The organism is Glycomyces arizonensis DSM 44726, from assembly GCF_000482705.1.
Lineage (GTDB): Bacteria > Actinomycetota > Actinomycetes > Mycobacteriales > Micromonosporaceae > Glycomyces > Glycomyces arizonensis.
The window spans coordinates 358,425-382,923 of sequence record NZ_AXWO01000001.1 but is presented as its reverse complement, the minus strand read 5'-3'; the positions used below and the strand labels follow the sequence as shown (position 1 = coordinate 382,923).

The following is a 24,499-nucleotide window of genomic DNA, read 5'->3' as shown; positions in this document are numbered from 1 at the left end:
GCTGTAGGGTATAGGTTATAGACTATAGAATTTTCCTGGTCCAGTTCGTTTCCGCTGTGACGGGGTGTGCTGTATTCGAGGTCACGGTGGCCGCCTGCGGGGCGGCCGTCGTGACCACGTAAACTGAGTAGCTGTTGTTCGAGTGCGCTCTTCACGAGGCACTGTCCAACGAATCCCGGTCGGGCCGTCCGCGGCCCGCGCTCGTCGAAGGCGGGGTCGCGAGGCCCGCGGGATTCAGGCGGCTCCGCGACATCTCCGCGGGGTTCGTTCCACACCGACAACGAAAGCTAGGTAAACCTGTGCGCACGTACAGCCCCAAGCCGGAAGACATCGACCGGCAGTGGCTCGTGATCGACGCGTCCGACGTGGTGTTGGGTCGGCTCGCGACGCACGCGGCCCAACTGCTCCGAGGCAAGCACAAGCCCACGTTCGCTCCGAACACCGACACCGGCGACTACGTCATCGTGGTCAACGCCGAGAAGGTCGTCCTGACGCGCAACAAGCTGCTCCAGAAGAAGGCCTACCGCCACTCCGGCTACCCGGGCGGCCTCAAAGAGAAGACCTACGCGGAGTTCATGGAGAAGGCCCCGCACAAGGTCGTCGAGAAGGCCGTGCTCGGCATGCTGCCGAAGAACAAGCTCGGTCGCGCCATGTTCAAGAAGCTGAAGGTGTACGTCGGCCCCGGCCACCCGCACACCGCCCAGCAGCCGAAGCCGTACGAGATCACGAAGGTCGCGCAGTAGGCGCGTTGAGGAGCAGAACCATGAGCGACCAGAACCAGGTCCCCGAGACCGTCGAGAACGAGGCCCCCGAGGCCCCTGAAGCCGTCGTCGAGGCGCCCGTCGAGGTCCCCGCCGACGTGGCCGCGGCCCCGACCGTGCCCAGCGTCCCCGCCGTCCCGGCCGACCGCCCCATCCAGACCGTGGGCCGCCGCAAGAGGGCCATCGCCCGCGTCCGCCTGGTCCCGGGCACCGGCAAGTACGTCGTCAACGGCAAGACCCTCGAGGACTACTTCCCGAGCAAGGTCCACCAGCAGACCGTGGCGGAGCCGTTCGTCACCGTCGAGGCCGGCGACAACTTCGACGTCCTCGTCAACATCCACGGCGGCGGCGCCACCGGCCAGGCCGGCGCGCTGCGCCTGGGCATCGCCCGGGCCCTCGTCGAGATCGACCCGAACATGCGCCCGGCCCTCAAGGCCGCCGGCTTCCTGACCCGCGACGCGCGCGAGAAGGAGAGCAAGAAGTACGGTCTCAAGAAGGCCCGCAAGGCGCCGCAGTACTCGAAGCGCTAGCACGGTTCCCCCTTTCGAGGGGAACGCGCTAGTCTGCACATGCAACGGGGCTGCCGAGGACATCCTCGGCGGCCCCGATTCCTTTGTCATCGACGACCAGGGCCGTCGCACGGCTCGCACGCACGCCAAGTAGGGGATACACCGTGTCACGACTGTTCGGCACCGACGGCGTCCGGGGACGGGCCAACGCCGACCTCACGCCTGAACTGGCGCTTCAACTCAGCATCGCGGCCGTGCGAGTGCTCGGCTCCGCGGGCCGCCGCCCCACCGTCGTCATCGGACGCGATCCCCGCGCCTCCGGCGAGATGCTCGAGGCCGCCTCGGCGGCCGGGCTCGCCGCCGCCGGGGCCGAGGTCATCGACCTCGGCGTCCTCCCCACCCCCGCTGTGGCGCACCTCACCGCCACCACCGGCGCCGCGTTCGGCGTCATGATCTCCGCCTCCCACAACCCCATGCCCGACAACGGCATCAAGTTCTTCGCCGCTGGCGGCCGCAAGCTCCCCGACGAGGTCGAGGACGCCATCGAGCAGGCCATGGGCGCCCCTGAGCCCTTGCCGCAGGGCGAGGCCGTCGGCCGCATCTCCCAGGCCGCCGCCCCCGTCGAGGCCTACATCGAGCACCTGGTGTCGGTGTGCCCGAACCCGCTGGACGGCCTGAAGGTCGTCGTCGACCCCGCCAACGGCGCCGCCACCCACGCCGCCCCCGAGGCGCTGCGCCGCGCCGGCGCCGAGGTCGTCGCCATCAACGCCGCCCCCGACGGGCTCAACATCAACGACGACTGCGGGTCCACGCACATCGAGGGGCTCCGCGCCGCCGTCGTCGAGCACGGCGCCGACGTCGGCATCGCCCTCGACGGCGACGCCGACCGCTGCCTCGCCGTCGACGCCACGGGCGAGGCGGTCGACGGCGACGCCATCATGGCGATCCTCGCGCTGGCGATGCGCGAGGCCGGGACCCTCCAAGGTGAGACCCTTGTCACCACGGTGATGAGCAATCTCGGCCTCCACCAGGCGATGGACGCCGCCGGCATCAAACTGGAGACGACCAAGGTCGGCGACCGCTACGTCCTCGAACGCCTCGGCGAAGGCGGGTTCTCGCTCGGCGGCGAGCAGTCCGGGCACATCGTCCTGCCCGCCCATGCCACCACCGGCGACGGCACGCTGACCTCGCTGATGCTGCTGGCCCGCATGGCCGCCACCGGCCGGAGCCTCGCCGACCTCGCCTCGGTGTTCAAGGCCGCCCCGCAGGTCCTCATCAACGTGCGAGTCGCCGACAAGTCCGTCATCGAGACCGAGGCCGTACGAGGCGCCGTCGCCCAGTGGCAGCACAAGCTCGGCGCCGACGGCCGCGTCCTGCTGCGCCCCTCCGGCACCGAGCCGCTCGTGCGCGTCATGGTCGAGGCCTCCGAGGAACCGGTCGCGCAGTCGGTCGCCGCCGAGCTCGCGTCCGTGGTCGAGAGCGCCCGCATCGCCTGATCCCCACAGCCGGGAGGGGCCGACGCGCGGTGCCCGAGTGGTGGCGTAGATGCACTAAGCTCTCGTTTCATGAACACAGCCATCGTGATCCTCGTCGTGCTGCTGCTGATAGCGCTCATCCTGGTGTTCGTCGCCCTGGGTGGACGCAACAAGCTGGTGCGGCTGCGCAACATCACCCAGGAATCGTGGGCGCAGATCGACGTGGAGCTGCAACGCCGGTACGACCTGCTGGACAACCTGATGCACGTCGTCCAGCAGGCCGCCGGGGCTGAGAACGCCACACTGGTGCAGGTGTCCCAGGCGCGGGCGGTCGCCATGCAGGCCCGCCAGGACCCGAACCAGGGCCACGGCGCGCAGGGCCAGGCCGAGGGCCAGCTCTCGGGCGCGATCCGCGGCGTCATCCACATGCAGGAGTCGTACCCGACCCTGAAGACCAACCAGAACTTCCTCCAGCTCCAGGCCGAGATCGTCGAGACCGAGAACCGCATCGCCGCGCCGCGCCGGTTCTACAACGCGAACGTCCGCGAGTACAACACCGCGCTCCAGGTCTTCCCCGGCAGCATCTCCGCGAAGATGGGCGGCTTCGCGCCCGAGGAGTACTTCGAGCTCGACAGCCCCGAGGCTCGCTCGGCCCCGCGCCTGCGCGACATGGGCCAGCCCGGCTACATGCAGCCCCAGCAGCCGCAACAGCAGCAGCTGCCGCCGCAGCAGCCGGCCCCGGGGCAGATGCCCGGCTACCAGCAGCAGCCGCAGCAGGTGGGCTACGGCCAGCCCCAGCAGCCCGGTTACGGGCAGCCTCCGGCCCAGCCGGGTTACGGCCAGCCGCCGCAGCAGCCCGGATACGGCCAGCCCCAGCCGGGATACCCGCAGCAGCCCCAGCAGCCGCAGCAACCCGGTTACGGCCAGCAGCCCGGATACGGGCAGCAGCCGTACAACCGTTAAGCCGCTCCGGTACTCCATCACGTCAAGGACCTCCCCCCGTGCAAGAAACTCTGCTCGCCGCGAGCGATGGCGACGCCGGTTCGATCGTCATCTTTGTGATCATCGTCGTCGTCATGGGCGGCCTCGCCTGGCTCGGCTGGTGGCTCAGGAAGAAGAAGATCGCCGCCTACCGGGCGTGGGCGGCGCAGTACGGCTTCCACTACGAACCGCGCGACGACTCGGTCACCGCGCTCTCGAGCGAGGACCCGTTCAACACCGGCCGGGCGCGGCAGGGCCTCGACGTCTTCCGCGGCAGGTACAAGAACATGCACATCGTGTTCTTCCAGTACAACTACACGACCGGCTCGGGCAAGGAGTCGCGGACGCACCCCAACCAGGTGGTCGCGATCGGCCTGCCGACGGCGCGCCCCCTGCTCGACATCAGCCAGGAGAACGCGTTCTCCAAGCGGTTCCAGAAGGACATCGACTTCGAGAACCAGCGGTTCAACGACACTTTCAGAGTCAAGTCGCCCAACCGCCGGTTCGCGTTCGACGTGATCCACGCCCGGACCATGGAGTGGATGCTCGCCGACCAGCGGGCGATGTCCTACCCCTGGCGGTTCGAGGGACCGTGGCTCATGACGTTCCGTCCGGGCGCGCTGAAGCTCGAAGAGGTCTTCTTCTACGCGGACTTCCTGATCGACGTGTACGCCCAGGTGCCCCGGCACGTGTGGTCCAACCGGTAGCGACCGGTGGGCCGCGCGGCGCGGCCTGGCACGGGCGCCTTCCGCACGGCTGCGAACGGTTCTTCCACCATCCCCGACAAGGAAGTCCCATTCATGCAAGCGAACATGATCGCGCAGAGCAGCGGCACCGGCGTCAACGGCGGGGCCGTGGCGGCGTTTCTCGCCATCGGCCTCGTCGTCGCCGTCCTCTGCTTCATCGGCTGGCGCAACAAGCAGAAGGAGATCCGCGCCTTCCGGGCCTGGGCGTCCCGGTACGGCTACCGGTACGAGCGGAGGGACGACTCCGTGGCGGGGGTGTCGTCGGTGCCGCCGTTCGGCATCGGCCGCGAACGGAAGTGCGTGGACGTGTTCCGCGGGACGTATAGGGACACGCGCCTGCTGTTCTTCCAGTACGACTACGCCTCGGGCTCCGGCGACCGCTCCGTGTCGCTCTCCTACCAGGTGGTGGCGATCGACCTGCCGCAGTCGCTCCCGGTCCTGGACATCGGCCAGGAGGGCTTCCTGTCGAGGTGGGACGAGGACATCGACTTCGAGAACCCGCGGTTCAACGACCTGTTCAAGATCCAGTCGACGGACCGGCGCTTCGCGTTCGACGTGATCGACCCCCGCACGATGGAGTGGATGCTGGCCGACCGGCGCGCCCAGACCTACCAGTGGCGTTTCGACGGGCCGTGGCTGATGAGCATTCGGCCGGGCGGGGTCGACCTCGGAGACGTGTTCACCCGCGCGGACTTCCTGCTGGACGTGTACGCCCGAGTGCCCCGGCACGTGTGGTTGAACCCGTAGCGTTATCCTGGACCGGGTCGCGCTGCATGGCGCGGCCCGTATTGGCCCATGGTGTAATCGGCAACACTACTGATTTTGGTTCAGTCATTCCAGGTTCGAGTCCTGGTGGGCCAGCATTCATTCCGGTTCGGGTGGCGGTGGGCGAGGGGCAAGCCCGTTCGCCGTTCCCGACCGGTTCGCGGAGGGCAATCGAATGTCGGCCGGGGCGCGATCGGCGGTGAATGCCACCGAACCGACGGCGATCCGCCATCAGTCGCCGTAGTGCCCGCGGGCCTGGACGACCTCGACGGCGTCATCCCGCACCCGGTAGACCAGGCGGTGCTCCTCATCGATCCGCCGCGACCACCACCCCGACAGCGGGCCCTTCAACGGCTCGGGCTTGCCGATGCCCGTGAACGGTTCACGCTTGATCTCCTTGACCAGGCGGTTGATCCGCTTGGTCGTCTTGCGGTCGTTCTCGGCCCAGTAGGTGTAGTCCTCCCAGCCGACTTCCGAAAAGACCGTCTTCACTCAGTCGTCCTCCACCTCGACGAGGTCGTGGACAGTGCCGCCTCCGGCGTCCATCTCGGCGATCGACCGCATCAGCCGCTCGGCGTTGCGGCGCGACCGGAGCAAGAACATCGTCTCCTGCCATGCCTCGTAGTCCTCTTCGGACATGAGCACGGCGTTGCCGCCCTTCGAGGAGATCCGCACCGGGGCGTGGTCGTCGTTGACCTTCTTGATGAGCGGGAACAGGTCCTTCCTGGCCTCACTCGCAGTGATGGTCATGCCGCCGCCTCCTCTCCCAGAGGTAATGCCATATATTGTACATGACTTGTACGGAAAATCGTACCACAGAATATTGGTCCATTTGTCCGCGACGACTTCGGCCGTGAGCGCTGTCCGGTGTCGCGAACGGTCAGACCCGTGCGGCGGACCGGCGCGCCAGCCAGGTGAACAGGGCCTCGCGGATCTGTTCATCGCCGGCCTCAGGGTAGCGGCGGCGTAGTGTCTGTTCGTGCATGCGCAGACCGGCCTCGTGCAGGTCGAGGGCGATGCGGAACTTCTCGGCCGGTGTCGGCTGACTCATTCCACAATTTTTACCGAGCGGCCCGCGCCTGAGCGCCGTGCGGGCGCGGGCAGAGTATCGGTTATAGAGGCGACTGGTCGACTAACGACCACTCGCAGCGCTTCTTGCTGCGAGCGATCAGCGCATGTCGTCTATGAGCGCCTCGAAGCCCGTTTCCGCCGCTCCGATCAGGGGGCCCTCCGCTCCCAGCGCCGGGGTTCGCAGGCGCAGGCGGGCGCGCAGCTGCGGCAGGGTCGTCGCCGCCAGGCTCGAGCGCACCGTCGCCGCCGAGGCCAGGTACAGCTCCCTCAGCCAGCCGCCGAACAGGATCTCGTCCGGGTTCGTCGCCGTGACCACCGCGCCCAGCGCCCGGCCCAGGCACTCGCCCGACCGCCGCACCGTCTGCCGCGCGACGCTGTCGCCCATCCACGCCGCGACCGTGGTCGTCTCCACCGCCTCGGCGAACCGGCTCGCGCCCATCTCGACCTCCAGGCACCCGCGCAGCCCGCACCGGCACTCGGCCCCCTCCGGCGCGACCACGAGGTGGCCCAGCGCGATCGAACTGCCGCACCGCGGCCGCCCGTCGACGATCACCCCGGCGGTCAGGCCCCTGCCGCCGTGCAGGTACAGCAGGTTAGCCGAGCCGCCCGCGTCCCCCCGCGACCACTCGCCGACCGCCGCGGCCGTGGCCGTGTCGACCATCCGCCAGTGCCGACCGGTCGCCTTGAGCAGGTCGGTGCCGAAATCGCGGTCGGCCCACCCCAGCTCGCTCGAATAGGCCACGATCGGGCCCTCGACCAGCCCCGGCACCGCCGCGACCGCGTCGGCGACGCCCGCGCCGTCCAGCAGGTGCGCGACCGTCGCCGCGGCCTCCAGCGGCTCTATGTCCGCCTCCAGCGGCGCCTCGGCCCGCTCCAGGACCGCCCCGCCGAGCCCGACCACCGACAGGCGGGCCAGGCCCGAGCGGATCTCGACCGCGGCCACCTGGGCCGCCTCCGCCACGCACTCGACCAGCGTCGAGGGCCGACCGGCGCTGCCGGTCGACCGCCCGGTCGTCTCGCGGATGTGCCCCGACTGCGACAGGTCCGCCGCCAGCGCCCCGATCGTGGACCGGTTGAGCCCGAGCGCCTCGGTCAGCTCGGCCCGCGTCTGGGGCCCGTGGCGGTGCAGTTGGTCGAGCAGGGCGCTGCGGTTTCGCCGGCGCAGCTCCTCCGTCGCTGGTCGGGCCACCGCTAGTGCCTGCCGAAGAGCGCACCTCGGCCTCGGGACATCGCGTCGACGCCCGCCGCCAGCAGCAGCACCGCGCCGGTCACGCCGAACCGGACGCCCGCGTCCAGGCCCATCAGGCCCATGCCGTTGTTGATGATCGCCACTACCGCGCCTCCCAGCAGGGCCGCTCGTACCGTGCCCTTGCCACCGAACAGGCTAGCACCGCCGATCACAGCGGCCCCGACAGAAAGCAGCAGCACATTGGACCCACCCGTGTTCGGGTCCACCGAGGCCGCCCGGGAGGCGGCGACGATGCCGCCGACGGCCGCCATGGCCGAGCAGATCACGAACGCGGCGATGCGGACCCGGTCGACCGCGACGCCCGCGCGCAGGGCCGCCTCGGCGTTCCCGCCCACGGCGTACAGGTGTCGGCCGAACCTGGTGCGGTGCAGCACGAACGACCACAGCACGAACAGGGCCCCGAGCACCACCACCACGACCGGCACGCCGGTGAGCGAGACGAGCTGCGGATTGGCCGAGCGCTCCAGGTTGAGCAGGAACACCGTGGCCGCCAGCAGTGCCGCCAGAGCGGCGATCCTGGCGCACACCACCGCGAACGGCTCGTGGACGAGCCCGCGCCCGACGCGCCGCCGCCACCGCGAGAGCTGGAGCGCGGCGTAGGCGGCCACGGTCACGACCAGCAGCGTCCATCCCTGCCAGCGCTCGAGGTTGCCCCCGGCGATGGCCTTGACGGTCTCGTTGTTGATGGAGATGTTGGCGCCCTTGTCGAGGATGATGAGCACGATGCCCTGGAAGGCCAGGAAGGCCGCGAGGGTGACCACGAACGAGGGGATGCCGAGCTTGACGACGATGGCGCCGAGCAGCAGGCCGATGGCGACCCCCGCGGCGATGGCCACGCCGATGGCGACCGGCCACGGCATGCCCCACTCGGTGAGGGCCACCGCCATGAGCGCGGCGCACACGCCCGAGGCGTATCCGGCCGACAGGTCGATCTCGCCGATGATGAGCACGAACACCAGGCCCATCGCGATGCAGGCGACGGCCGCGCCCTGGCCGAACAGGTTCGCCAGGTTCCCCACCGACAGGAACACCGGGTCGGCGGCGCCGAAGACGACGCACAGCGCGATGATCCCGGTGACGGCCGGGAGCGCCCCGACCTCCCCGCCGCGCACTTTCGCGAGGTAGTCGCGGAAGTGGGCCGCGACGGCCCGCGCCGCGCCGGCCTCGCTCCGGGTCTCGGGCGGATTCTGGACATCGGTGCTCACGGCCGGACTCCGTTCGTTTCGGTCAGGCCGACCTCACCGGACCGGCCGCTGGTGATCAGCTCGACCACCTGCGACTGGGTGGCGTCGGCGGCGTCGAGGACGGCGGCCATGCGGCCGAGGTAGAGGGCGGCGATCCGGTCGGCGACGGCGAACACGTCGTTGAGGTTGTGGCTGATGTAGAGGACGGCCAGGCCCTGATCGGCCAGGCGCCGGATGAGTTCGAGCACCTGCCTGGTCTGGGCGACGCCGAGCGCGGCGGTGGGCTCGTCGAGGATGACGAGCCTGGAGTTCCACAGCACGGCCTTGGCGATGGCGACGGTCTGCCGCTGGCCGCCGGAGAGGCTGGCGACGTTCTGGCGGAGGTTGCGGATGGTGCGCACTGCCAGGGAGTCGAGCGTCTCGGCGGCGAGCTGCTCCATGGCGTCGTCGTCGAGGACGACGCCATGGAGCTTCTCCCGGCCGAGGAACATGTTCTCGACGACGTCGAGGTTGTCGCACAGGGCGAGGTCTTGGTAGACGACCTCGATGCCGAGCGCGGCGGCGTCGCGCGGGCCGGAGATGTCGCGGGAGCGGCCGTCGACGGCGACGGTGCCGCCGTCGACGGTGTGGATCCCGGCGATGCATTTGACCAGCGTCGACTTGCCGGCGCCGTTGTCGCCGACGAGGGCGCACACCTCGCCGGCGTCGATGGCGAGGTCCACCTCGGAGAGGACTTCGACGGGGCCGAAGCTCTTGGAGACGCGGGAGAGTTCGAGCAGCACTGGAGCGGCCCCTACTGGATTCCGGCCGCGGCGCAGAGTTCGGCGTACTCCTCGGCGCACAGATCCGCCGGGTCGATGTACCCGTCGTCGAGGACGACCTGGATGTTCTCGGCGGTGATGGCGACGGGGTCGAGCAGGACGGAGGGGACCTCCTCGCCGTTGACCGGGTCGGTCACGGAGAAGCCGGTGTCGGGCTTCTCGCCGTTCGCGAGCGCGACGGCCAGGTCCACGGCGGCGTTCGCCTCCTTCTCGACGGCCTTGTAGACGGTCATGCACTGCTCGCCCGCCAGGATGTTCTGCAGTCCCTGGAGGGTGGCGTCCTGGCCGGTGACCGGGACGGTGCCGTTGAGGCCGTTGCGTTCGAGGACGGTGATGGCGGCGTGCGCGAGGTCGTCGTTGGCGGCGAGGACGCCGTCGATCTCGGCGCCGGTGTCGGTCATCATCTGGTCGAAGATGGTGCCGGCCTGGGCGTTGTCCCAGTCGGGCACCCATTCGTCGGGGCCCTTGGTGAACTCGCCGGAGTCGTAGAGCGGGTCGAGGACGGAGTCGTAGCCGTTCTTGAACAGGGTGGCGTTGTTGTCGGTGGGGGAGCCGTTGAGCTCGGCCACGAGCGGGTTCTCGACGCCTTCGAGGCACGTGACGAGGCCCTCGCCCTGGAGCTGGCCGACCTTCTCGTTGTCGAAGCTGACGTAGTAGTCGGCGCCGCCGCCCTCGGTGAGGCGGTCGTAGTCGATGGTGGCCACGCCCTGGGCCTTGGCGTTCTCGATGACGGTGGCGCCGGTGCCGGAGTCGAGGTTGACGGTCATGAGGACGTTGACGCCGCTGGTGAGCATCTGGTCGGCGATGGTCTGGAAGTCCTCGCGCGAGCCCTCGGCGTTCTGGATGTCGTAGTCGACGCCGGCCGCCTCGAAGGCCGCTTCGAGGTAGCGGCGGTCGGCGGTCTCCCACCGGTCCGAGGAGGCCGAGTCGGGCAGGATGACGCCGATGAGCGGGGTGTCGCCGCCGCCTTCGCCGCCCTCGTCGCCGCCGCCGCACGCGGTGGCGGCGAGGGCGAGCACGGCGGCGGCCGCGAGGCCGAGTGCGGTTCTGAGGTTGGTCATTGGGGGTACCTCCGATATTTGTTGCTGTTAGCAACATATGACACGGGACACACCTCGCACAAGTGCCGCGGAAACAGTAAAAACGTTTCACCGGTAACGATTTGGTAATAGTGCGCGGAGGCGGGTCAGGCCGCCCACCGGCCCGCCACCGACTACCATGGCCCATCATGAGCAGTGAGCGTTCGGCGATCATCCTGGCCGCAGGCCTTGGCACTCGCATGAAATCCACGAAACCCAAGGTCCTCCACGAACTCCTGGGACGGACACTCCTCGGCCACGTCCTCCGCAGCACCAAGGCCGTCGGCCCCGACCGCCGCATCGTCGTCGTCGGCGCCGCCGCCGACCAGGTCACCGCGCACCTCGAGCAGCACGCCCCCGACGTCGAGACCGTCTACCAGGCCGAGCAGCTCGGCACCGGCCACGCCGTCCGCATCGCCCTCGAAGCCGCGCCCGACCTCGAAGGCACCGTCATCGTCGCCTGCGGCGACGCCCCGCTGCTGCGCCCCGACACCCTGGGCCGGCTCGTCGAGGCCCACGAGCAGGCCGCCAACGCCGCCACCGTCCTGACCGCCGTCGTCGACGACCCCACCGGCCTGGGCCGCATCGTGCGCGACGAGGACGGCTCCGTCCTGCGCAACGTCGAGCACCGCGACGCCGACCCCGACGAGCTCGCCATCAGCGAGATCAACTCCGGCACCTACGCCTTCGACGCCGCCGCCCTGCGCGAGCAGCTCGCCAAGCTCACCACCGCCAACGACCAGGGCGAGGAGTACCTCACCGACGTCCTCGAACTCACCCGCGAGGCCGGACTCCGGATCGGCGCCGTCGTGGTCGACGACGCCACCGAGGTCCTCGCCTGCAACGACCGCGCCCAGCTCGCCGGGCTGCGCAAGGTCCTGCGCGATCGCATCAACACCGACCTCATGAAGTCCGGCGTCACCATCGAAGACCCCGACACCACCTGGATCGACGTCACCGCCAAGGTCGCCCCCGATGTGCTCCTGCGCCCCGGATGCCAGCTCAAGGGCGCCACCGCCGTCGACTCCGGCGCCGAGATCGGCCCCGACACGACCCTGAACGACACCCTCGTGGGCGCCGACGCCGCCGTCGTGCGCAGCCACGCCGACCAGGCCACCGTCGCCGAGGGCGCCAAGGTCGGCCCCTTCGCCCACCTGCGGCCCGCCTCCAAGCTCGCCGAGGGCGCCAAGGTCGGCGCGTTCACCGAGACCAAGAACGTCGAGATCGGCCCCGGCGCCAAGATCCCCCACCTGTCCTACATAGGCGACGCCACCGTCGGGGCCAAGGCCAACATCGGCTGCGGCGTCATCGTCGCCAACTACAACGGCACCTCCAAGGAGCACACCGAGATCGGCGGGGGCGCCTTCGTCAGCTGCAATTCGACCCTCATCGCGCCCGTGACCGTGGCCGACGGCGCCTACGTGGCCGCCGGATCGACCGTCACCGACGACGTCGCCCCCGGCGAGCTCGCGGTCGCCCGCGCCCGCCAGGTCAACAAGGAGGGCTGGGTCGCCAAGCGGCTGCCGGGCACCGTCGTCGACGAGGCCGCCAAGCGCGCTCTCAAAGACGAGGAATCGTCTGGAGAGTAACGGCACATTTAACACCCCCGTGAGTGTGCGTCCCGTGTTCGGACAGGGGACACTTGAAGCGTCGAGGTTCAGGTGACGACTATGGGGGAACCATCGCCATGGCGAGCATGTCCGCTGTCAACTCCAAGATGCTCATGCTTTTCTCCGGACGTGCTTATCCGGAGCTGGCCGAGGAGATAGGGAAGCACCTGGGGGTCGCGCCGACCCCCATGAGCGCCTACTCCTTCGCCAACGGGGAGCTGTACGTCCGCTACCAGGAATCGGTGCGCGGCTGCGACGCCTTCGTGGTGCAGTCCATGCCCGTGCCGATCAACGAGTGGGTCATGGAGACCCTCATCATGATCGACGCGCTCAAGCGCGGCTCGGCCAAGCGCATCACCGTCGTGCTGCCGTTCTACCCGTACGGGCGCCAGGACAAGAAGCACCAGGGCCGCGAGCCGATCTCGGCGCGATTGGTCGCCGACCTGTTCAAGACCGCCGGCGCCGACCGGATCCTCACCGTCGACCTCCACACCGCCCAGATCCAGGGCTTCTTCGACGGGCCCGTGGACCACCTGTTCGCCATGGGCACCCTCGCCCGCTACGTCGAGGAGAAGTACGCCGGCCGCCAGATGGCCGTCGTCTCGCCCGACACCGGCCGCGTGCGACTGGCCGAGCGCTGGTCCGACCGCCTCGGCGGCTGCCCCATCGCGTTCGTCCACAAGACCCGCGACCCGCTCAAGCCCAACCAGGTGGTCGCGCACAAGGTCGTCGGCGACGTCGAGGGCCGCACCTGCCTGGTCATCGACGACATGATCGACACCGCCGGCACCATCTGCTCCACCGCCGAGCTGCTCAAGGAGGAGGGCGTCGAGGACATCGTCATCGCCACCACGCACGCGATCATGTCCGACCCCGCCGCCGAGCGTCTCGCCTCCGCCCCCGTCTCCGAGGTCATCGTCACCAACACCCTGCCGCTGCCCCAGAAGGTCGCCGAACTCGAGAAGATCACCGTCCTGTCGATCGCGCCGCTGGTCGCCAAGGCCATCTGGGAGGTCTTCAACGACGGCTCGGTCACCACCCTGTTCGGCGGCCTCTCCTAGGCGTACACCGCAGATCACACACCAGCGCCCGTGGGAAGCGCCCTCGGGTGCACGTAGTAGGCTTGTGAGGTTGCCATCGGCGAGGGCGTCCTCCGAACGGGCGCCGTTATCGACGCAAAGGCGTAGGTCTATCGCAGGACTGATCTGTCCTTCTGATGCCGACGTGAGCGTCGAGCGCCGCCAGAATTTTCTGAGAACCAGGGGAGTATTTCCGTGTCCGAAGTTCGTATCAGCGCAGAGCCACGCACTGACTTCGGGAAGGGCGGTGCGCGCCGTACACGCCGGGCCGGAAAGGTGCCGGCCGTGGTCTACGGCCACGGCGAGAAGCCGCGTCACATCTCCCTTCCCTCGCTTGAGTTCGCCGCGGTCCTCCGCAAGGGCGGCCTCAACCAGCTCATCGAGATCGAGGTGACCGACGGCAGCCGCGAGCTGGTCATCCCGAAGGACCTCCAGCGCGACCCGCTGAAGGACGACATCGTCCACGCCGACCTGTTGATCGTGCGCCGCGGTGAGACGATCACGACCGAGGTGCCGGTCCACTGGACGGGTGAAGTCGAGAAGGGCGGCCTGGTCGTCCACGAGGTCGACGCGCTCAGCGTCGAGGCCGAGGCCACCCACATCCCCGAGGCCATCGAGGTCTCCCTCGAAGGCCTGGCCGTCGGCTCCCAGCGCACCGCCGCCGAGATCCAGATGCCCGCCGGCGTCACGCTCCTGACCGAGCCCGAGACCGTGCTGGCCTCCGTCACCGTTCCGCGCGCCGAGGCCGCGGCCGAGAGCACCGAGGAAGCCGAGGGCGCCGAGGGCGAAGCCGCCTCCGCCGAGTAGCCACCGAAGAACAGACAGCAGGACATGACCGACTCCTCGACCATCGTGGTCGGCCTGGGCAACCCCGGGCCGAAGTACGCCGCGAACCGTCACAACGTCGGTTTCATGGTCGCCGACGTGCTCGCCCAGCGCGTCGGCGGTCGTTTCGCCGTGAGCCGCAAGGCCCGTGCCGAAGTCTGCGAGGCCCGCTTGGGGGTAGGCGGGCCTCGCGTCGTCCTCGTCAAGCCGCTGACGTTCATGAACCTCTCGGGCGAGGCCGTCGGCCCGCTCGCGCAGTACTTCGGGATCGCGCCGGAGTCGGTGATCGCCGTCCACGACGAGCTCGACATCCCTTACGGGCAGCTGCGGATCAAGCGCGGCGGCGGCGAGGGCGGCCACAACGGCCTGCGTTCGCTGAGCAAGGTGCTCGGCAGCAAGGACTACGCGCGGGTGCGGTTCGGCATCGGCCGCCCGCCCGGCCGCCAGGACGCCGCCGCCTACGTGCTCAAGGACTTCGCAAAAGCCGAACGCGCCGACCTGGACCTGAACATCGAGCTGGCCGCCGACGCCGTCGAGGCCGTCATCGAGAAGGGCGTCGAGGCCGCCCAGAACACTTTCAACGTAACGAAGTGAAGTTGAACGGTTGGCTCGGAGCGTCGCAGAGCACGCTCGCACAAGTGAGGCGCCGCGCGAAGCGATGTCGGCCAAAGGTACAGAATGGCACAAAGTAACCTGGCCGTCACTCTTCGTTTCATCGATCGTTAGATCGGTGTGACGGCAGCAGAGGCACAGGGAGATCTCAGAGAGGCTCTGCCCCAAGGGCACGTCTACTCCATCAATCAGCAGACCCGCGGATACAGCGCCGCGTCCACGTGGCAGCGCAAGTACTTCGCCGGAATCATCGGCGGCGACATCGCCGCCGCCGTCTTCGGCGCGGCGGTCGCCTTCTTCGCCCGCTTCGGCAGCCTCAACCACCACAGCCAGATCTACGCGCTCGGCCTGATCGCCATGCCCGCCGTCTGGCTCGCCGTGCTCGGCCTCTCGCGGGCCTTCGAGAGCCGCTACCTGTTCGTCGGCACCGAGGAGTACCAGCGCGTCGTGCAGGCCGCGGTCGCGCTCACCGCCGCGGTCGCCGTCGTCTCCTACGGGCTCGAACTGCCGACCTCGCGCGTGTTCGTCCTCATCGCGATCCCGACGGCCGCGTCCGTCTCCATCGCGGCGCGCTTCTGCTGCCGCAAGTGGCTGCACCGCATGCGGCGCGAGGGCCGCTGCATGAAGCGCGTGGTGCTGGTCGGCCACGAGTCCTCGGTGGCCGCGCTGATCGTGCAGCTGCGGCGCGAGCACTACCACGGGTTGGGCGTGGTCGCGGCCTGCCTGCCCACCGAGCGCGCCGAAGGGGCGCTGCTGGAGTTCAACACGCGCGTTCGAGGCACCTTCGACCGCGTCGCCGAGGCCGTGGCCGCCGAGCGGGCCGACACCGTGATCGTCCTGTCCTGCCCGGAGTTCGACGGCCGGGCGCTGCGGCGGCTGGCCTGGAGCCTGGAGCGGTCCGAAGTGGATCTGATCGTCGCATCGGCGCTGGTCGACGTCGCCGGGGACCGCACCACGGTCCGTCCGGTCGACGGGCTGCCGATGCTGCATCTCGACCACGCCAACCTGACCGGCGCGCGCCGCTGGGCCAAGACCACCGTCGACAGGATCGTCGCCGCCGCACTGCTCCTGGCGCTCTCGCCGCTGCTCTTGGGCACGGTTCTCCTGATCCGCTGCACCTCGCCGGGGCCGGCCCTGTTCAAGCAGGAGCGCATCGGCAAGGACGGGCAGCCGTTCACCATCTGGAAGTTCCGCACGATGTACACCGACGCCGAGCGGCGGCTCGCGCACCTGTCGCACCTCAACGAGTCCGACGGGGTGCTGTTCAAGATGAAGGACGATCCGCGCGTGACGACGGTGGGCAGGCACCTGCGCCGCTTCTCGATCGACGAGTTCCCCCAGCTGGTCAACGTGCTGCGCGGCGACATGAGCCTGGTGGGCCCGCGCCCGCCCCTGGCCGTCGAGGTCGCCGCCTACGAGGCCGACATGCGCCGCCGCCTGGCGGTCAAGCCGGGGATGACGGGGCTGTGGCAGGTCTCGGGCCGCTCGGACCTGCCGTGGGAGGAGGCGGTGCGCCTCGATCTGCGCTATGTCGAGCACTGGACGCTGTCGCTCGACCTCGTCATCCTCCTGCGCACGGTCACCGCGATCCTCCGGCCCCACGGCGCGTATTGAGACCCGAACACGACTCCCATTCAATGAGATCACATCGCCCAACATTTGGACGACATTGTGACGCAGCGTAGACTGCCCGCTATGGATCACGCCCCGGAGGCCGATGGAGAGCCCACCGCCACGCCTGACGCCGCCACCCTCGAAGACACGGCGTTCGCGGCCGAACTGGCCACCGGCGCAGGGGAGCTGCTCCTCAAACTCAGAGCCGAGCTCGGCTTCGGCGATCCGCGCGCCCTCAAATCCGCCGGGGACAACGGGGCCAACGACCACCTCCTCGGCCGCCTGGCCGCCGAGCGCCCCGACGACGCCGTGCTCTCCGAGGAGGGCAAGGGCGAATCGGGCCGCATCGGCACCGTCCGCCTCGGCGCCGACCGCGTGTGGATCATCGACCCGCTCGACGGCACCCGCGAGTACGCCGAGGCCGGTCGCGACGACTGGGCCGTGCACGTCGGACTGTGGCAGCGCGGCCTCGGCCTCACCGCCGCCGCGGTCGCCCTCCCCGCGCAAGGTGTGACGTTGCGCACCGACGAGCGCCATCCGGTGGCCGGGCCCCGACCCGACCGCCCGCGCATCGCCGTGTCGCGCACCAGGCCCCCCGCCGAGGCCGAAGCGGCCGCCGCCGCGCTCGACGCCGAGCTCGTCCCGTGGGGCTCGGCCGGAGCCAAGGCCATGGCCGTGGTCGCAGGTAAGGTGGACGCCTATGTGCATGCCGGCGGGCAGTACGAGTGGGACTCGGCCGCTCCGGTCGCAGTGGCGCTCGCCTCCGGCTGGCATGCCAGCCGGATCGACGGCAGTCCGCTGCGGTACAACAACCCCGATCCTTACCTGCCCGACCTGCTGCTCTGCCGTCCCGACCTGGCCGAGCCGCTGCTCGAGGCCATCGCCGAGGCGTCCTGACCATCGGCCCGGCTCAACCAGGCGCGCCGGGCCCCGAAAGACGACGAACCGAACCCCCGACGGGTTCCTGCTGAGAGGAGTGTTGCGCCGGTGAGCGACTACCGCGTCAGCCATCTCGCCGCGCTGGAGGCGGAGGCGATCTTCATCTTCCGTGAGGTCGCGGCGACCTGTCAGCGCCCAGTGCTGCTCTTCTCGGGCGGCAAGGACTCCCTGGTCATGCTGCACCTGGCGCAGAAGGCCTTCTGGCCCGCGCCGATCCCCTTCCCGGTCATGCACGTCGACACCGGGCAGAACTTCGACGAGGTCATCGCCTTCCGCGACCGCAGGGTCGCCGCCACCGGCGTCCAGCTCGTCGTCGCCTCCGTCCAGGACGCGATCGACCGCGGCCTGGTCACCGAGCCGCCCAACGGCACCCGCAACCGCATCCAGACCCCGGTGCTGCTCGAAGCCGCCGAGAAGTACCAGTTCGACGCCCTCTTCGGCGGTGCGCGGCGCGACGAGGAGAAGGCCCGCGCCAAGGAGCGCGTGTTCTCCTTCCGCGACGACTTCGGCCAGTGGGACCCCAAGAACCAGCGCCCCGAGCTGTGGAGCCTGTACAACGGCCGCGTCCACCCCGGCGAGCAGATCCGGGTCTTCCCGCTGTCGAACTGGACTGAGCTGGACATCTGGCGCTACATCGGCGAGCAGGGCGTCGAGCTGCCGCCGGTCTACTTCGCCGCCGAGCGCGACGTCGTCGAGCGCGACGGGATGCTCTACGCGGTCAACCGGTTCATTCAGCCGAAGGACGGCGAGCCGGTCTTCACCGAGAAGATCCGCTACCGCACCGTCGGCGACGCGACCTTGACCGCCGGGGTCCGCTCCGACGCGACCACCGTCGACCAGATCGTCGCCGAGGTCGCGGCCACCCGCATCACCGAGCGCGGCGCCACCCGAGGCGACGACCGGACCTCCGAGGCCGCCATGGAAGACCGGAAACGGGAAGGCTACTTCTGATGACGCAAGCTCCGACTTTCGCGGCCGAGGCCCCGCCCGAGGCGACCGAGCTGCTGCGCTTCGCCACCGCCGGCAGCGTCGACGACGGCAAGTCCACGCTCATCGGGCGGCTGCTGTTCGACACCAAGACGCTCTTCGAGGACCAGTGGAACGCCGTGGAGGCCGTCAGCGCGGGCCGCGGCGACGAGTACACCGACCTGGCGCTGCTCACCGACGGCTTGCGAAGCGAGCGCGAGCAGGGCATCACGATCGATGTCGCCTACCGCTACTTCGCCACGCCCGAGCGCAAGTTCATCATCGCCGACACGCCCGGGCACATCCAGTACACGCGCAACATGGTCACCGGCGCCTCGACCGCCGACCTCGCGCTGATCCTGGTCGACGCCCGCAAGGGCCTGGTCGAGCAGTCGCGGCGCCACGCGTTCCTGTGCTCGCTGCTGCGCGTGCCGCACATGGTCCTGTGCGTCAACAAGATGGACCTGGTCGACTACGACGAGGAGACCTTCAAGCGCATCGAGCAGGAGTTCGGCTCGTTCGCCACCAAGCTGGAGATCCCCGACCTGACGGTCGTCCCGATCTCGGCGCTCAAGGGCGACAACGTCGTGCGGCGCTCGGAGAACATGCCGTGGTACCAGGGGCCGAGCCTGCTGCACCACCTGGAGAAGGTCCACATCGCCTCGGACCGGAACCTGGTGGACGTGCGCTTCCCGGTCCAGCAGGTCATCCGGCCGCACTCGAACGACAACCACGACTACCGCGGCTACGCCGGGCAGATCGCCTCCGGGGTCATGAAGCCCGGCGACGACGTCGTGGTCCTGCCCAGCGGCTTCACCTCGAAGATCGCCTCGATCGAGACCGCCGACGGCCCGCTGGAGGAGGCCTTCCCGCCCTTGAGCGTCACCGTGCGCCTGGAGGACGAGCTCGACGTCTCGCGCGGCGACCTGCTGTGCCGCCCGGGCAACCAGCCGCGCGTGGCGCAGGACGTCGAGGCGATGGTGTGCTGGATGGACGAGCAGCGGCCGCTGCGGCTGCGAGGCAAGTACGCGATCAAGCACACGACGGCCGACGTGCGGGCCGTGGTGAAGGACGTCCAGTACCAGCTCGACGTCAACACGCTGCACCGCGACGAGAGCGCCGAGGAACTGCGGCTCAACGAGATCGGCCGTATCACGCTGCGCACCACGAAGCCGCTGCTGTGCGACGACTACCGACGCAACAGGGCCACCGGCGGGTTCATCATCATCGACGAATCCGACAACCGCACCGTGGGCGCGGGCATCATCGTCTGAGCCCTTGCGGCTCATCCGAGCAAGGACTTATATCCTATAACCTACTTATGGCTATAGGATATAAGTTATATGCTTTATGTCTTAAGTGGACTGTTTGGCTCCGGTGCCAGTGTCGCCGTGACCACTATGAGTAGAGCCGGCTCGTTACAGTTGCCGTATGTCCAATTTCCACCCCCGATCCGCTTCCATCAGCGTCGACTTCGGTACCTCCCATACGGTCGTGACGGTGCGCCGCGCCGACGGGCGGGTCCGACAGCAGCTGTTCGACGGTTCGCCGCAACTGCCCTCGGCGGTGTTCCTCAGCGGCGCCGGCCTGGTCGTCGGCGCCGACGCCGCGCGCGGTGGACGCCGCAACCCCGAGCGGTGCGAACCCCATCCGAAGCGCCGCATCGACGACGGCGCGATCCTCCTCGGCGAGACCGAGCTGCCGGTCACCAGCGTGATAACCGCCGTGCTGGCCAGGGTGGTGCGCGAATGCGGACAGATCCCCAGCGGGCTCGGCCCGGTGGCCGTCACCGTCCCCGCCACTTGGGAACCGGCCCGCAGCCGCGTCATGGCGGACGCCGCCGCCGCGGCCGGACTCGGCGGGGTCTCACTGGTGGCCGAGCCCGTCGCCGCCGCCTCCTACTTCGCCGAAGTGCTCGACAGGGACGTGCCGATGGGATCCGGAGTCGTCGTCTACGACCTCGGCGGCACCTTAGGCGCGACCGTGCTGCGCCGCACGCCCGCCGCATTCGAAGTGCTGGCCGCCGAAGGCGCGGACGACCTCGGCGGGCTCGCCCTCGACCGGGCGCTGGCCGAGCACCTCTCACGCTGCTTCCGGCCCGAGGACCCGCGCTGGTCCCGCCTGATGACGCCGCGGAACGACGCCGACCGGCGCCACCGCGTCTCGTTTCTCGACGAGGCCCGAGGCGCCAAGGAACGGCTGTCCGGAGTCACGGCCACGAGCCTGGCGCTGCCGCTGTTCGACACCTACGCGCACCTGACGCGCGATGAGCTCGAGACCGTGGCCGCGCCGCTGATCGAGCGGACCGTGCGCATCACGCAGGACGCCATCCGCGAGGCGGGACTCGCCCCCGAGCAGATAGCGGGACTGTTCCCGGTGGGCGCGGCCAGCCGGATGCCGCTGGTGGCCACGATGCTGCGCCACGGGCTCGGCATCGAACCCGCCGCGGTCGAGCGGCCCGAGCTGGCCGTCTCCGAAGGCGGCCTCGTTGCCCAGGCGGTCGTCTCGTCACCGGCCGCCCCGGCTGGCACGCCGAATCCGCCGCCGCGGATGCCGCATGGCGCCGGGCCGGTCCGGCCGAGCGACCGCGCCTCCCGACCGGCCGGGCCGCGGACGCGGTCCGCCGCACGGTGGCCGAGGACCAAACGAGCCCTGATCGCGCCCTTGGCGGTCGTTCTGGCGGCGGCGCTGGCGACGGTGCTGGTGGCCGTCAACCTGCCCGGCGACGACCGGTCCGATCCGGAAGGCTCCGCAGCCGGTTCCGATCCGACCGGAGGACCGGTCGAAGACCCATCCACTTCAGACAATGATGAGGACGCCGATCTGCTGCAGCACGCCCTGAACGGCGGCACCGTCCGCATCGGATACTTCGAGGAGTACCCGTACACCTACACCGACGAGAACGGCAACGTCACCGGCTACTCGGTCGATGTCTACCTGTACCTCCTCACCCAGCTCGGCGTCGAAGAGGACCAGGTCGAATGGGTGCACAGGGACTGGGGCCACCTCCTCTCGGGCCTCGGCACCACACACGACTTCATCGTCTCCGGCGTGGCCATCGAGCCGGAACGCTGCTCCATGGTCGCCTTCGGGAATCTGGACCTCCTCACACCCGACTCGCTCCTCGTCCTCGCCGGAAACCCGCTGGGCCTGAGCGACACCGCCTCGATCGCGGACCACGACAGCGCGGTGGTCGGCGTCGTGGACGGCTCCACCGAGCAGGACGTCGCCACCGGGCTCGGCATCCCCGACGATCGGGTCGTCGTCCGGGACACCTTGGAGGAGCTGGTGCTGGAGCTCAGAGCCGGAGGCGTCGACGCGATCGCATACGGCCGCAACTACCTCGAGGACAAGGCATGGGGTGAGGAGGACATCGAGGTGGGCGAGCCGTTCCTGCCCAAGGACCCCGACACCGGCGAGGAGATCGTCCGTGCGGGCGGCACGGCGTTCCTGCCCGCCGACGCCGCCTTCCGCGACGCGCTCGACGATGAGCTCGCGGCGCTCAAGGGCGATCGCGACCGGTGGGAGGCGCTGGCGGGCGAGTACGGCTTCACGGTCGAGGAGAACTTCCCGCCGGAGGACCTCACCGCGGAGAGCCTGTGCGAAGGCGAGTACCGATAGCCCGCTCCGCGCACCGGCACCTTCGGTCCGGTTGTAGATGCGGCTCACTACAGTTACTGCATGTCCAACCTCAACCCCCGCCCCGCGTCGATCAGTGTCGACTTCGGCACCTCGCACACGGTGGCGTCCATCCGCCGTGCCGACGGCCGGGTCCACCAGCAGTTGTTCGACGGTTCGCCGCAACTGCCCTCGGCGGTGTTCATGAACGACGAGGGCGGCCCCGAAGTGGGCACCGACGCCATCCACAACGGCCGCCGCAAGCCCGAGCGGTACGAGCCGAACCCGAAGCGCCGCATCGACGACGGCACGATCCTGCTCGGCGAGACCGAGCTGCCGGTCACCAGCGTCATCGCCGCCGTCCTCTCCCGCGTGGCCCGTGAGTGCGAGCAGACCCTCGGCGGGCTGGGGTCGGTGACGGTCACGGTCCCGGCCGCGTGGGGTCCCACCCGCAGGCATGTGGTCGCCGACGCCGCCACCGCCGCCGGCCTCGGCAAGGTCGCCCTGGTGCCCGAGCCGGTGGCCGCGGCGAGCCACTTCGTCGAGGCCCTCGGCAACGAGGTGCCGGTCGGCTCCGGGGTGGTCGTCTACGACCTCGGCGGCGGTACCTTCGACGCCACGGTCCTGCGCCGCTCGGGAGGCGGCTTCGACGTCCTCGCCGTCGACGGCGCCGACGACCTCGGCGGGCTCGACTTCGACCAGGCCCTGGCCGAGCACCTCGCTTCGAGCGTCCAGGCCGAGGACGAGCGCTGGCAGCGCCTGACCGCGCCCACCGAATCGGCGGATCTGCGCCACCGCACCGCGTTCCTCGAAGAGGTGCGCCAGGCGAAGGAACGGCTCTCGCGCAGCACCTCGACGGACCTGACGATCCCCCTGCTCGACATCGACGCGCACCTGACGCGCGATGAGCTCGAGACCGTGGCCGCGCCGCTGATCGAGCGGACCGTGCGCATCACGCAGGGTGTCATCCGCGAGTCCGGACTGCCCAAGGAGCAGATCGCCGGGCTGTTCCTGGTCGGCGCGGCCAGCCGGATGCCGCTGGTGGCCACCATGCTCCACCGTGAACTCGGCATCGCCCCGGCCGCGATCGAGCAGCCCGAGCTGGCCGTCTCCGAAGGCGGCCTCGTGGCCCAGGCACTGACCTCCTCGCCGCAGTCGGTGCCGAGCCCGGCGCTGCCGCCGCAAGTGACTTCGCAGCCCGCCGGGCCGACGGTGCCGATGGCGGCGGGATCGCCGACGCCGGGCGCGTCCATGCAGCCGGGCATGCCGATGCCCACGCCCGCCGCGCCCATGCCCACACCGCCGCACATGACCGGCCCGATCCAGACCCCCGCGCACATGGCCGGCTCCCTGCCGCCCGCGCCGAACGAAGGCGGCGTCACCGGCTGGCTCAAGAGCACGACCGGCATGATCACCGTCGGCGCCGCGGGCGTGGCGGTCGTGCTGCTCCTCGCCGTCCTCATCGTGCCCGGCCTCATGGGCGACTCCGAAGAGGACCCCTCGGACCCCGACCAGAGCAATGTCGCGGCGAACGAGCCCAGCGAGGACGCCGACGAGCCGACCGAGACCGACGGCAGCGCCGCCGAGAGCGAAGCCCCGCAGGCGGGCACCGCCGAAGGCTCGGACACCGTCAGCCTGGAGAGCGCCACCGTCGGCGACGTCGTGGCGCTCGGCGAAGGCCGGCACACCGGCGCCGTCACGGCCATGGAGACCGGTGTGGCGAACGGCGTTCCGGTGGCGGTCACCGGCGGCGAGGACTACCTCATCCGCGTCTGGAACCTCGAGACCGGCAAGCTGATCGACGAATACCGCGGGCACCAGCAGCCCGTCAGCGACATCGCGATCACCGCGGACGGCGACCGCCCCGTCGTCATCTCGACCGACGGCTACGAGGAGCACGTCTGGTACCTCGACGACTTCACCGCCGCCAGCGAGCCGCGCGACGCCAACACCGGCACGTTCTCCTGGGTCGGCCAGATCGACTCGGCGCCCGCCTACGCCGACGACAACTCGTTCTACCAGCTGTTCACCGGCGAGGACCTGGACTACTTCAGCGCGCCCTACGCGCCCTTCCTGATGTTGATGGAGGTCGACGGGCAGCTGCGCGGCGTCGGCGTCGAGGACGACCGCGTGTTCGTCGCCGAGCTGGAGAACGGCGAGTACGTCGGCGGCACGTTCGACCAGCTGCCCAACGAGGTCGTGGCGGTCGAGACCGCCGTGATCGCCGGGAAGCCGGTCATGCTGACCGCCACCGACGCGGGCGCCGTCCAAGGCTGGGACCTGAGCTCGGCCGAGGCGTACGGGACCGCGTTCAACGAGCTGTACCAGACCGTCGCCGGGCTCAGCGTCGCCGACCTCGGCGGCGGCACCACCGGCGTGCTCGTGCGCGGCAGCGAGGGCCTGAGCCTGTTCGACCTCGACACCGGACAGCAGATCGGCGAGACCTTCGGGCAGCTGACCGGCGAGGCCACCTGGGTGAGCGCCGAGACGTCCACCATCGACGGACACCCCGTCGCGGTGGCGGCCTCCAGCGACGGCTCGATCACCGTCTTCAGCCTGGAGCGCTGAGCGACCGAAAAGCCGAGCGGCGCGATT

General features: G+C 69.8%; 23 protein-coding genes and 1 tRNA gene. 17 read left to right on the top strand and 7 right to left on the bottom strand.

Annotated features, from left to right (window positions below; genetic code table 11):
* Positions 1 to 299 precede the first annotated feature (299 nt).
* From rplM to H613_RS0101685, 7 genes are all read left to right on the top strand, one after another.
* Entirely contained in the window at positions 300 to 743 is a 444-nt protein-coding gene (gene rplM / locus H613_RS0101715; protein WP_026922431.1) for a 50S ribosomal protein L13, read from the top strand.
* 20 nt (positions 744 to 763) lie between these two features.
* Positions 764 to 1,291: a 30S ribosomal protein S9 gene (gene rpsI, locus H613_RS0101710; protein WP_026922430.1), complete on the top strand. Its 528-nt coding sequence runs from the start codon at positions 764 to 766 to the stop codon at positions 1,289 to 1,291.
* A gap of 143 nt (positions 1,292 to 1,434) precedes the next feature.
* Positions 1,435 to 2,766, top strand: a complete 1,332-nt coding sequence (gene glmM, locus H613_RS0101705) for a phosphoglucosamine mutase (RefSeq protein WP_026922429.1) — start codon at positions 1,435 to 1,437, stop codon at positions 2,764 to 2,766.
* 69 nt (positions 2,767 to 2,835) lie between these two features.
* Positions 2,836 to 3,708 carry a LemA family protein gene (locus H613_RS23805; RefSeq protein ID WP_084546214.1) on the top strand — a complete coding sequence of 291 codons (873 nt, stop codon included), beginning with the start codon at positions 2,836 to 2,838 and terminating at the stop codon, positions 3,706 to 3,708.
* Positions 3,709 to 3,746: 38 nt separating this feature from the next.
* Complete coding sequence (locus tag H613_RS23800) at positions 3,747 to 4,433, top strand: hypothetical protein (protein ID WP_051392811.1); 687 nt, start codon at positions 3,747 to 3,749, stop codon at positions 4,431 to 4,433.
* Positions 4,434 to 4,526: 93 nt separating this feature from the next.
* Complete coding sequence (locus tag H613_RS28815; RefSeq protein WP_026922428.1) at positions 4,527 to 5,219, top strand: hypothetical protein; 693 nt, start codon at positions 4,527 to 4,529, stop codon at positions 5,217 to 5,219.
* Between the two features lie 42 nt (positions 5,220 to 5,261).
* Positions 5,262 to 5,333 (top strand) — tRNA-Gln (locus H613_RS0101685).
* Positions 5,334 to 5,468: 135 nt separating this feature from the next.
* Here the strand turns inward: H613_RS0101685 and H613_RS0101680 are convergent.
* From H613_RS0101680 to H613_RS0101650, 7 genes are all read right to left on the bottom strand, one after another.
* Positions 5,469 to 5,729, bottom strand: coding sequence for a Txe/YoeB family addiction module toxin (locus tag H613_RS0101680; protein ID WP_026922427.1), 261 nt, complete (start codon positions 5,727 to 5,729; stop codon positions 5,469 to 5,471).
* Positions 5,730 to 5,987, bottom strand: a complete 258-nt coding sequence (locus tag H613_RS0101675; RefSeq protein WP_026922426.1) for a type II toxin-antitoxin system Phd/YefM family antitoxin — start codon at positions 5,985 to 5,987, stop codon at positions 5,730 to 5,732.
* A gap of 130 nt (positions 5,988 to 6,117) precedes the next feature.
* Positions 6,118 to 6,288 carry a hypothetical protein gene (locus tag H613_RS30570; protein WP_156925767.1) on the bottom strand — a complete coding sequence of 57 codons (171 nt, stop codon included), beginning with the start codon at positions 6,286 to 6,288 and terminating at the stop codon, positions 6,118 to 6,120.
* A gap of 117 nt (positions 6,289 to 6,405) precedes the next feature.
* On the bottom strand, positions 6,406 to 7,497 hold the full coding sequence (locus tag H613_RS0101665) for an ROK family transcriptional regulator (RefSeq protein WP_026922425.1): 1,092 nt from the start codon (positions 7,495 to 7,497) through the stop codon (positions 6,406 to 6,408).
* Between the two features lie 2 nt (positions 7,498 to 7,499).
* The gene (locus tag H613_RS0101660; RefSeq protein WP_026922424.1) at positions 7,500 to 8,762 is read right to left on the bottom strand and encodes a sugar ABC transporter permease; all 1,263 of its coding nucleotides are present in this window, start codon (positions 8,760 to 8,762) and stop codon (positions 7,500 to 7,502) included.
* Entirely contained in the window at positions 8,759 to 9,523 is a 765-nt protein-coding gene (locus H613_RS0101655) for an ATP-binding cassette domain-containing protein (protein WP_026922423.1), read from the bottom strand. Before H613_RS0101655 ends, H613_RS0101660 begins: the two co-directional genes overlap by 4 nt.
* 11 nt (positions 9,524 to 9,534) lie before the next feature.
* Positions 9,535 to 10,623: a sugar ABC transporter substrate-binding protein gene (locus tag H613_RS0101650; protein WP_026922422.1), complete on the bottom strand. Its 1,089-nt coding sequence runs from the start codon at positions 10,621 to 10,623 to the stop codon at positions 9,535 to 9,537.
* Positions 10,624 to 10,790: 167 nt separating this feature from the next.
* On the opposite strand from H613_RS0101650, the gene glmU reads away from it, so the two are divergent.
* The 10 genes from glmU to H613_RS28805 all read left to right on the top strand — a co-directional run bounded on the left by glmU (position 10,791) and on the right by H613_RS28805 (position 24,472).
* Positions 10,791 to 12,230, top strand: a complete 1,440-nt coding sequence (glmU, locus tag H613_RS0101645) for a bifunctional UDP-N-acetylglucosamine diphosphorylase/glucosamine-1-phosphate N-acetyltransferase GlmU (protein WP_026922421.1) — start codon at positions 10,791 to 10,793, stop codon at positions 12,228 to 12,230.
* Between the two features lie 98 nt (positions 12,231 to 12,328).
* On the top strand, positions 12,329 to 13,312 hold the full coding sequence (locus H613_RS0101640) for a ribose-phosphate diphosphokinase (RefSeq protein WP_026922420.1): 984 nt from the start codon (positions 12,329 to 12,331) through the stop codon (positions 13,310 to 13,312).
* Between the two features lie 213 nt (positions 13,313 to 13,525).
* Positions 13,526 to 14,137, top strand: a complete 612-nt coding sequence (locus H613_RS0101635) for a 50S ribosomal protein L25/general stress protein Ctc (RefSeq protein WP_026922419.1) — start codon at positions 13,526 to 13,528, stop codon at positions 14,135 to 14,137.
* Between the two features lie 24 nt (positions 14,138 to 14,161).
* Positions 14,162 to 14,749, top strand: coding sequence for an aminoacyl-tRNA hydrolase (gene pth, locus H613_RS0101630; RefSeq protein WP_026922418.1), 588 nt, complete (start codon positions 14,162 to 14,164; stop codon positions 14,747 to 14,749).
* 138 nt (positions 14,750 to 14,887) lie between these two features.
* Positions 14,888 to 16,381 carry a sugar transferase gene (locus tag H613_RS0101625; RefSeq protein WP_245598434.1) on the top strand — a complete coding sequence of 498 codons (1,494 nt, stop codon included), beginning with the start codon at positions 14,888 to 14,890 and terminating at the stop codon, positions 16,379 to 16,381.
* A gap of 81 nt (positions 16,382 to 16,462) precedes the next feature.
* Positions 16,463 to 17,278, top strand: a complete 816-nt coding sequence (locus tag H613_RS0101620) for a 3'(2'),5'-bisphosphate nucleotidase CysQ (protein ID WP_051392810.1) — start codon at positions 16,463 to 16,465, stop codon at positions 17,276 to 17,278.
* Positions 17,279 to 17,368: 90 nt separating this feature from the next.
* Complete coding sequence (gene cysD / locus H613_RS0101615) at positions 17,369 to 18,271, top strand: sulfate adenylyltransferase subunit CysD (RefSeq protein WP_026922415.1); 903 nt, start codon at positions 17,369 to 17,371, stop codon at positions 18,269 to 18,271.
* The gene (locus tag H613_RS0101610; RefSeq protein WP_026922414.1) at positions 18,271 to 19,560 is read left to right on the top strand and encodes a sulfate adenylyltransferase subunit 1; all 1,290 of its coding nucleotides are present in this window, start codon (positions 18,271 to 18,273) and stop codon (positions 19,558 to 19,560) included. Before cysD ends, H613_RS0101610 begins: the two co-directional genes overlap by 1 nt.
* Positions 19,561 to 19,717: 157 nt before the next feature.
* Positions 19,718 to 21,907, top strand: coding sequence for an Hsp70 family protein (locus tag H613_RS28810; protein ID WP_051392809.1), 2,190 nt, complete (start codon positions 19,718 to 19,720; stop codon positions 21,905 to 21,907).
* 60 nt (positions 21,908 to 21,967) lie between these two features.
* A complete protein-coding gene (locus H613_RS28805) occupies positions 21,968 to 24,472 on the top strand; it encodes an Hsp70 family protein (RefSeq protein WP_051392808.1) in 2,505 nt (834 codons plus the stop codon).
* Positions 24,473 to 24,499 lie beyond the last annotated feature (27 nt).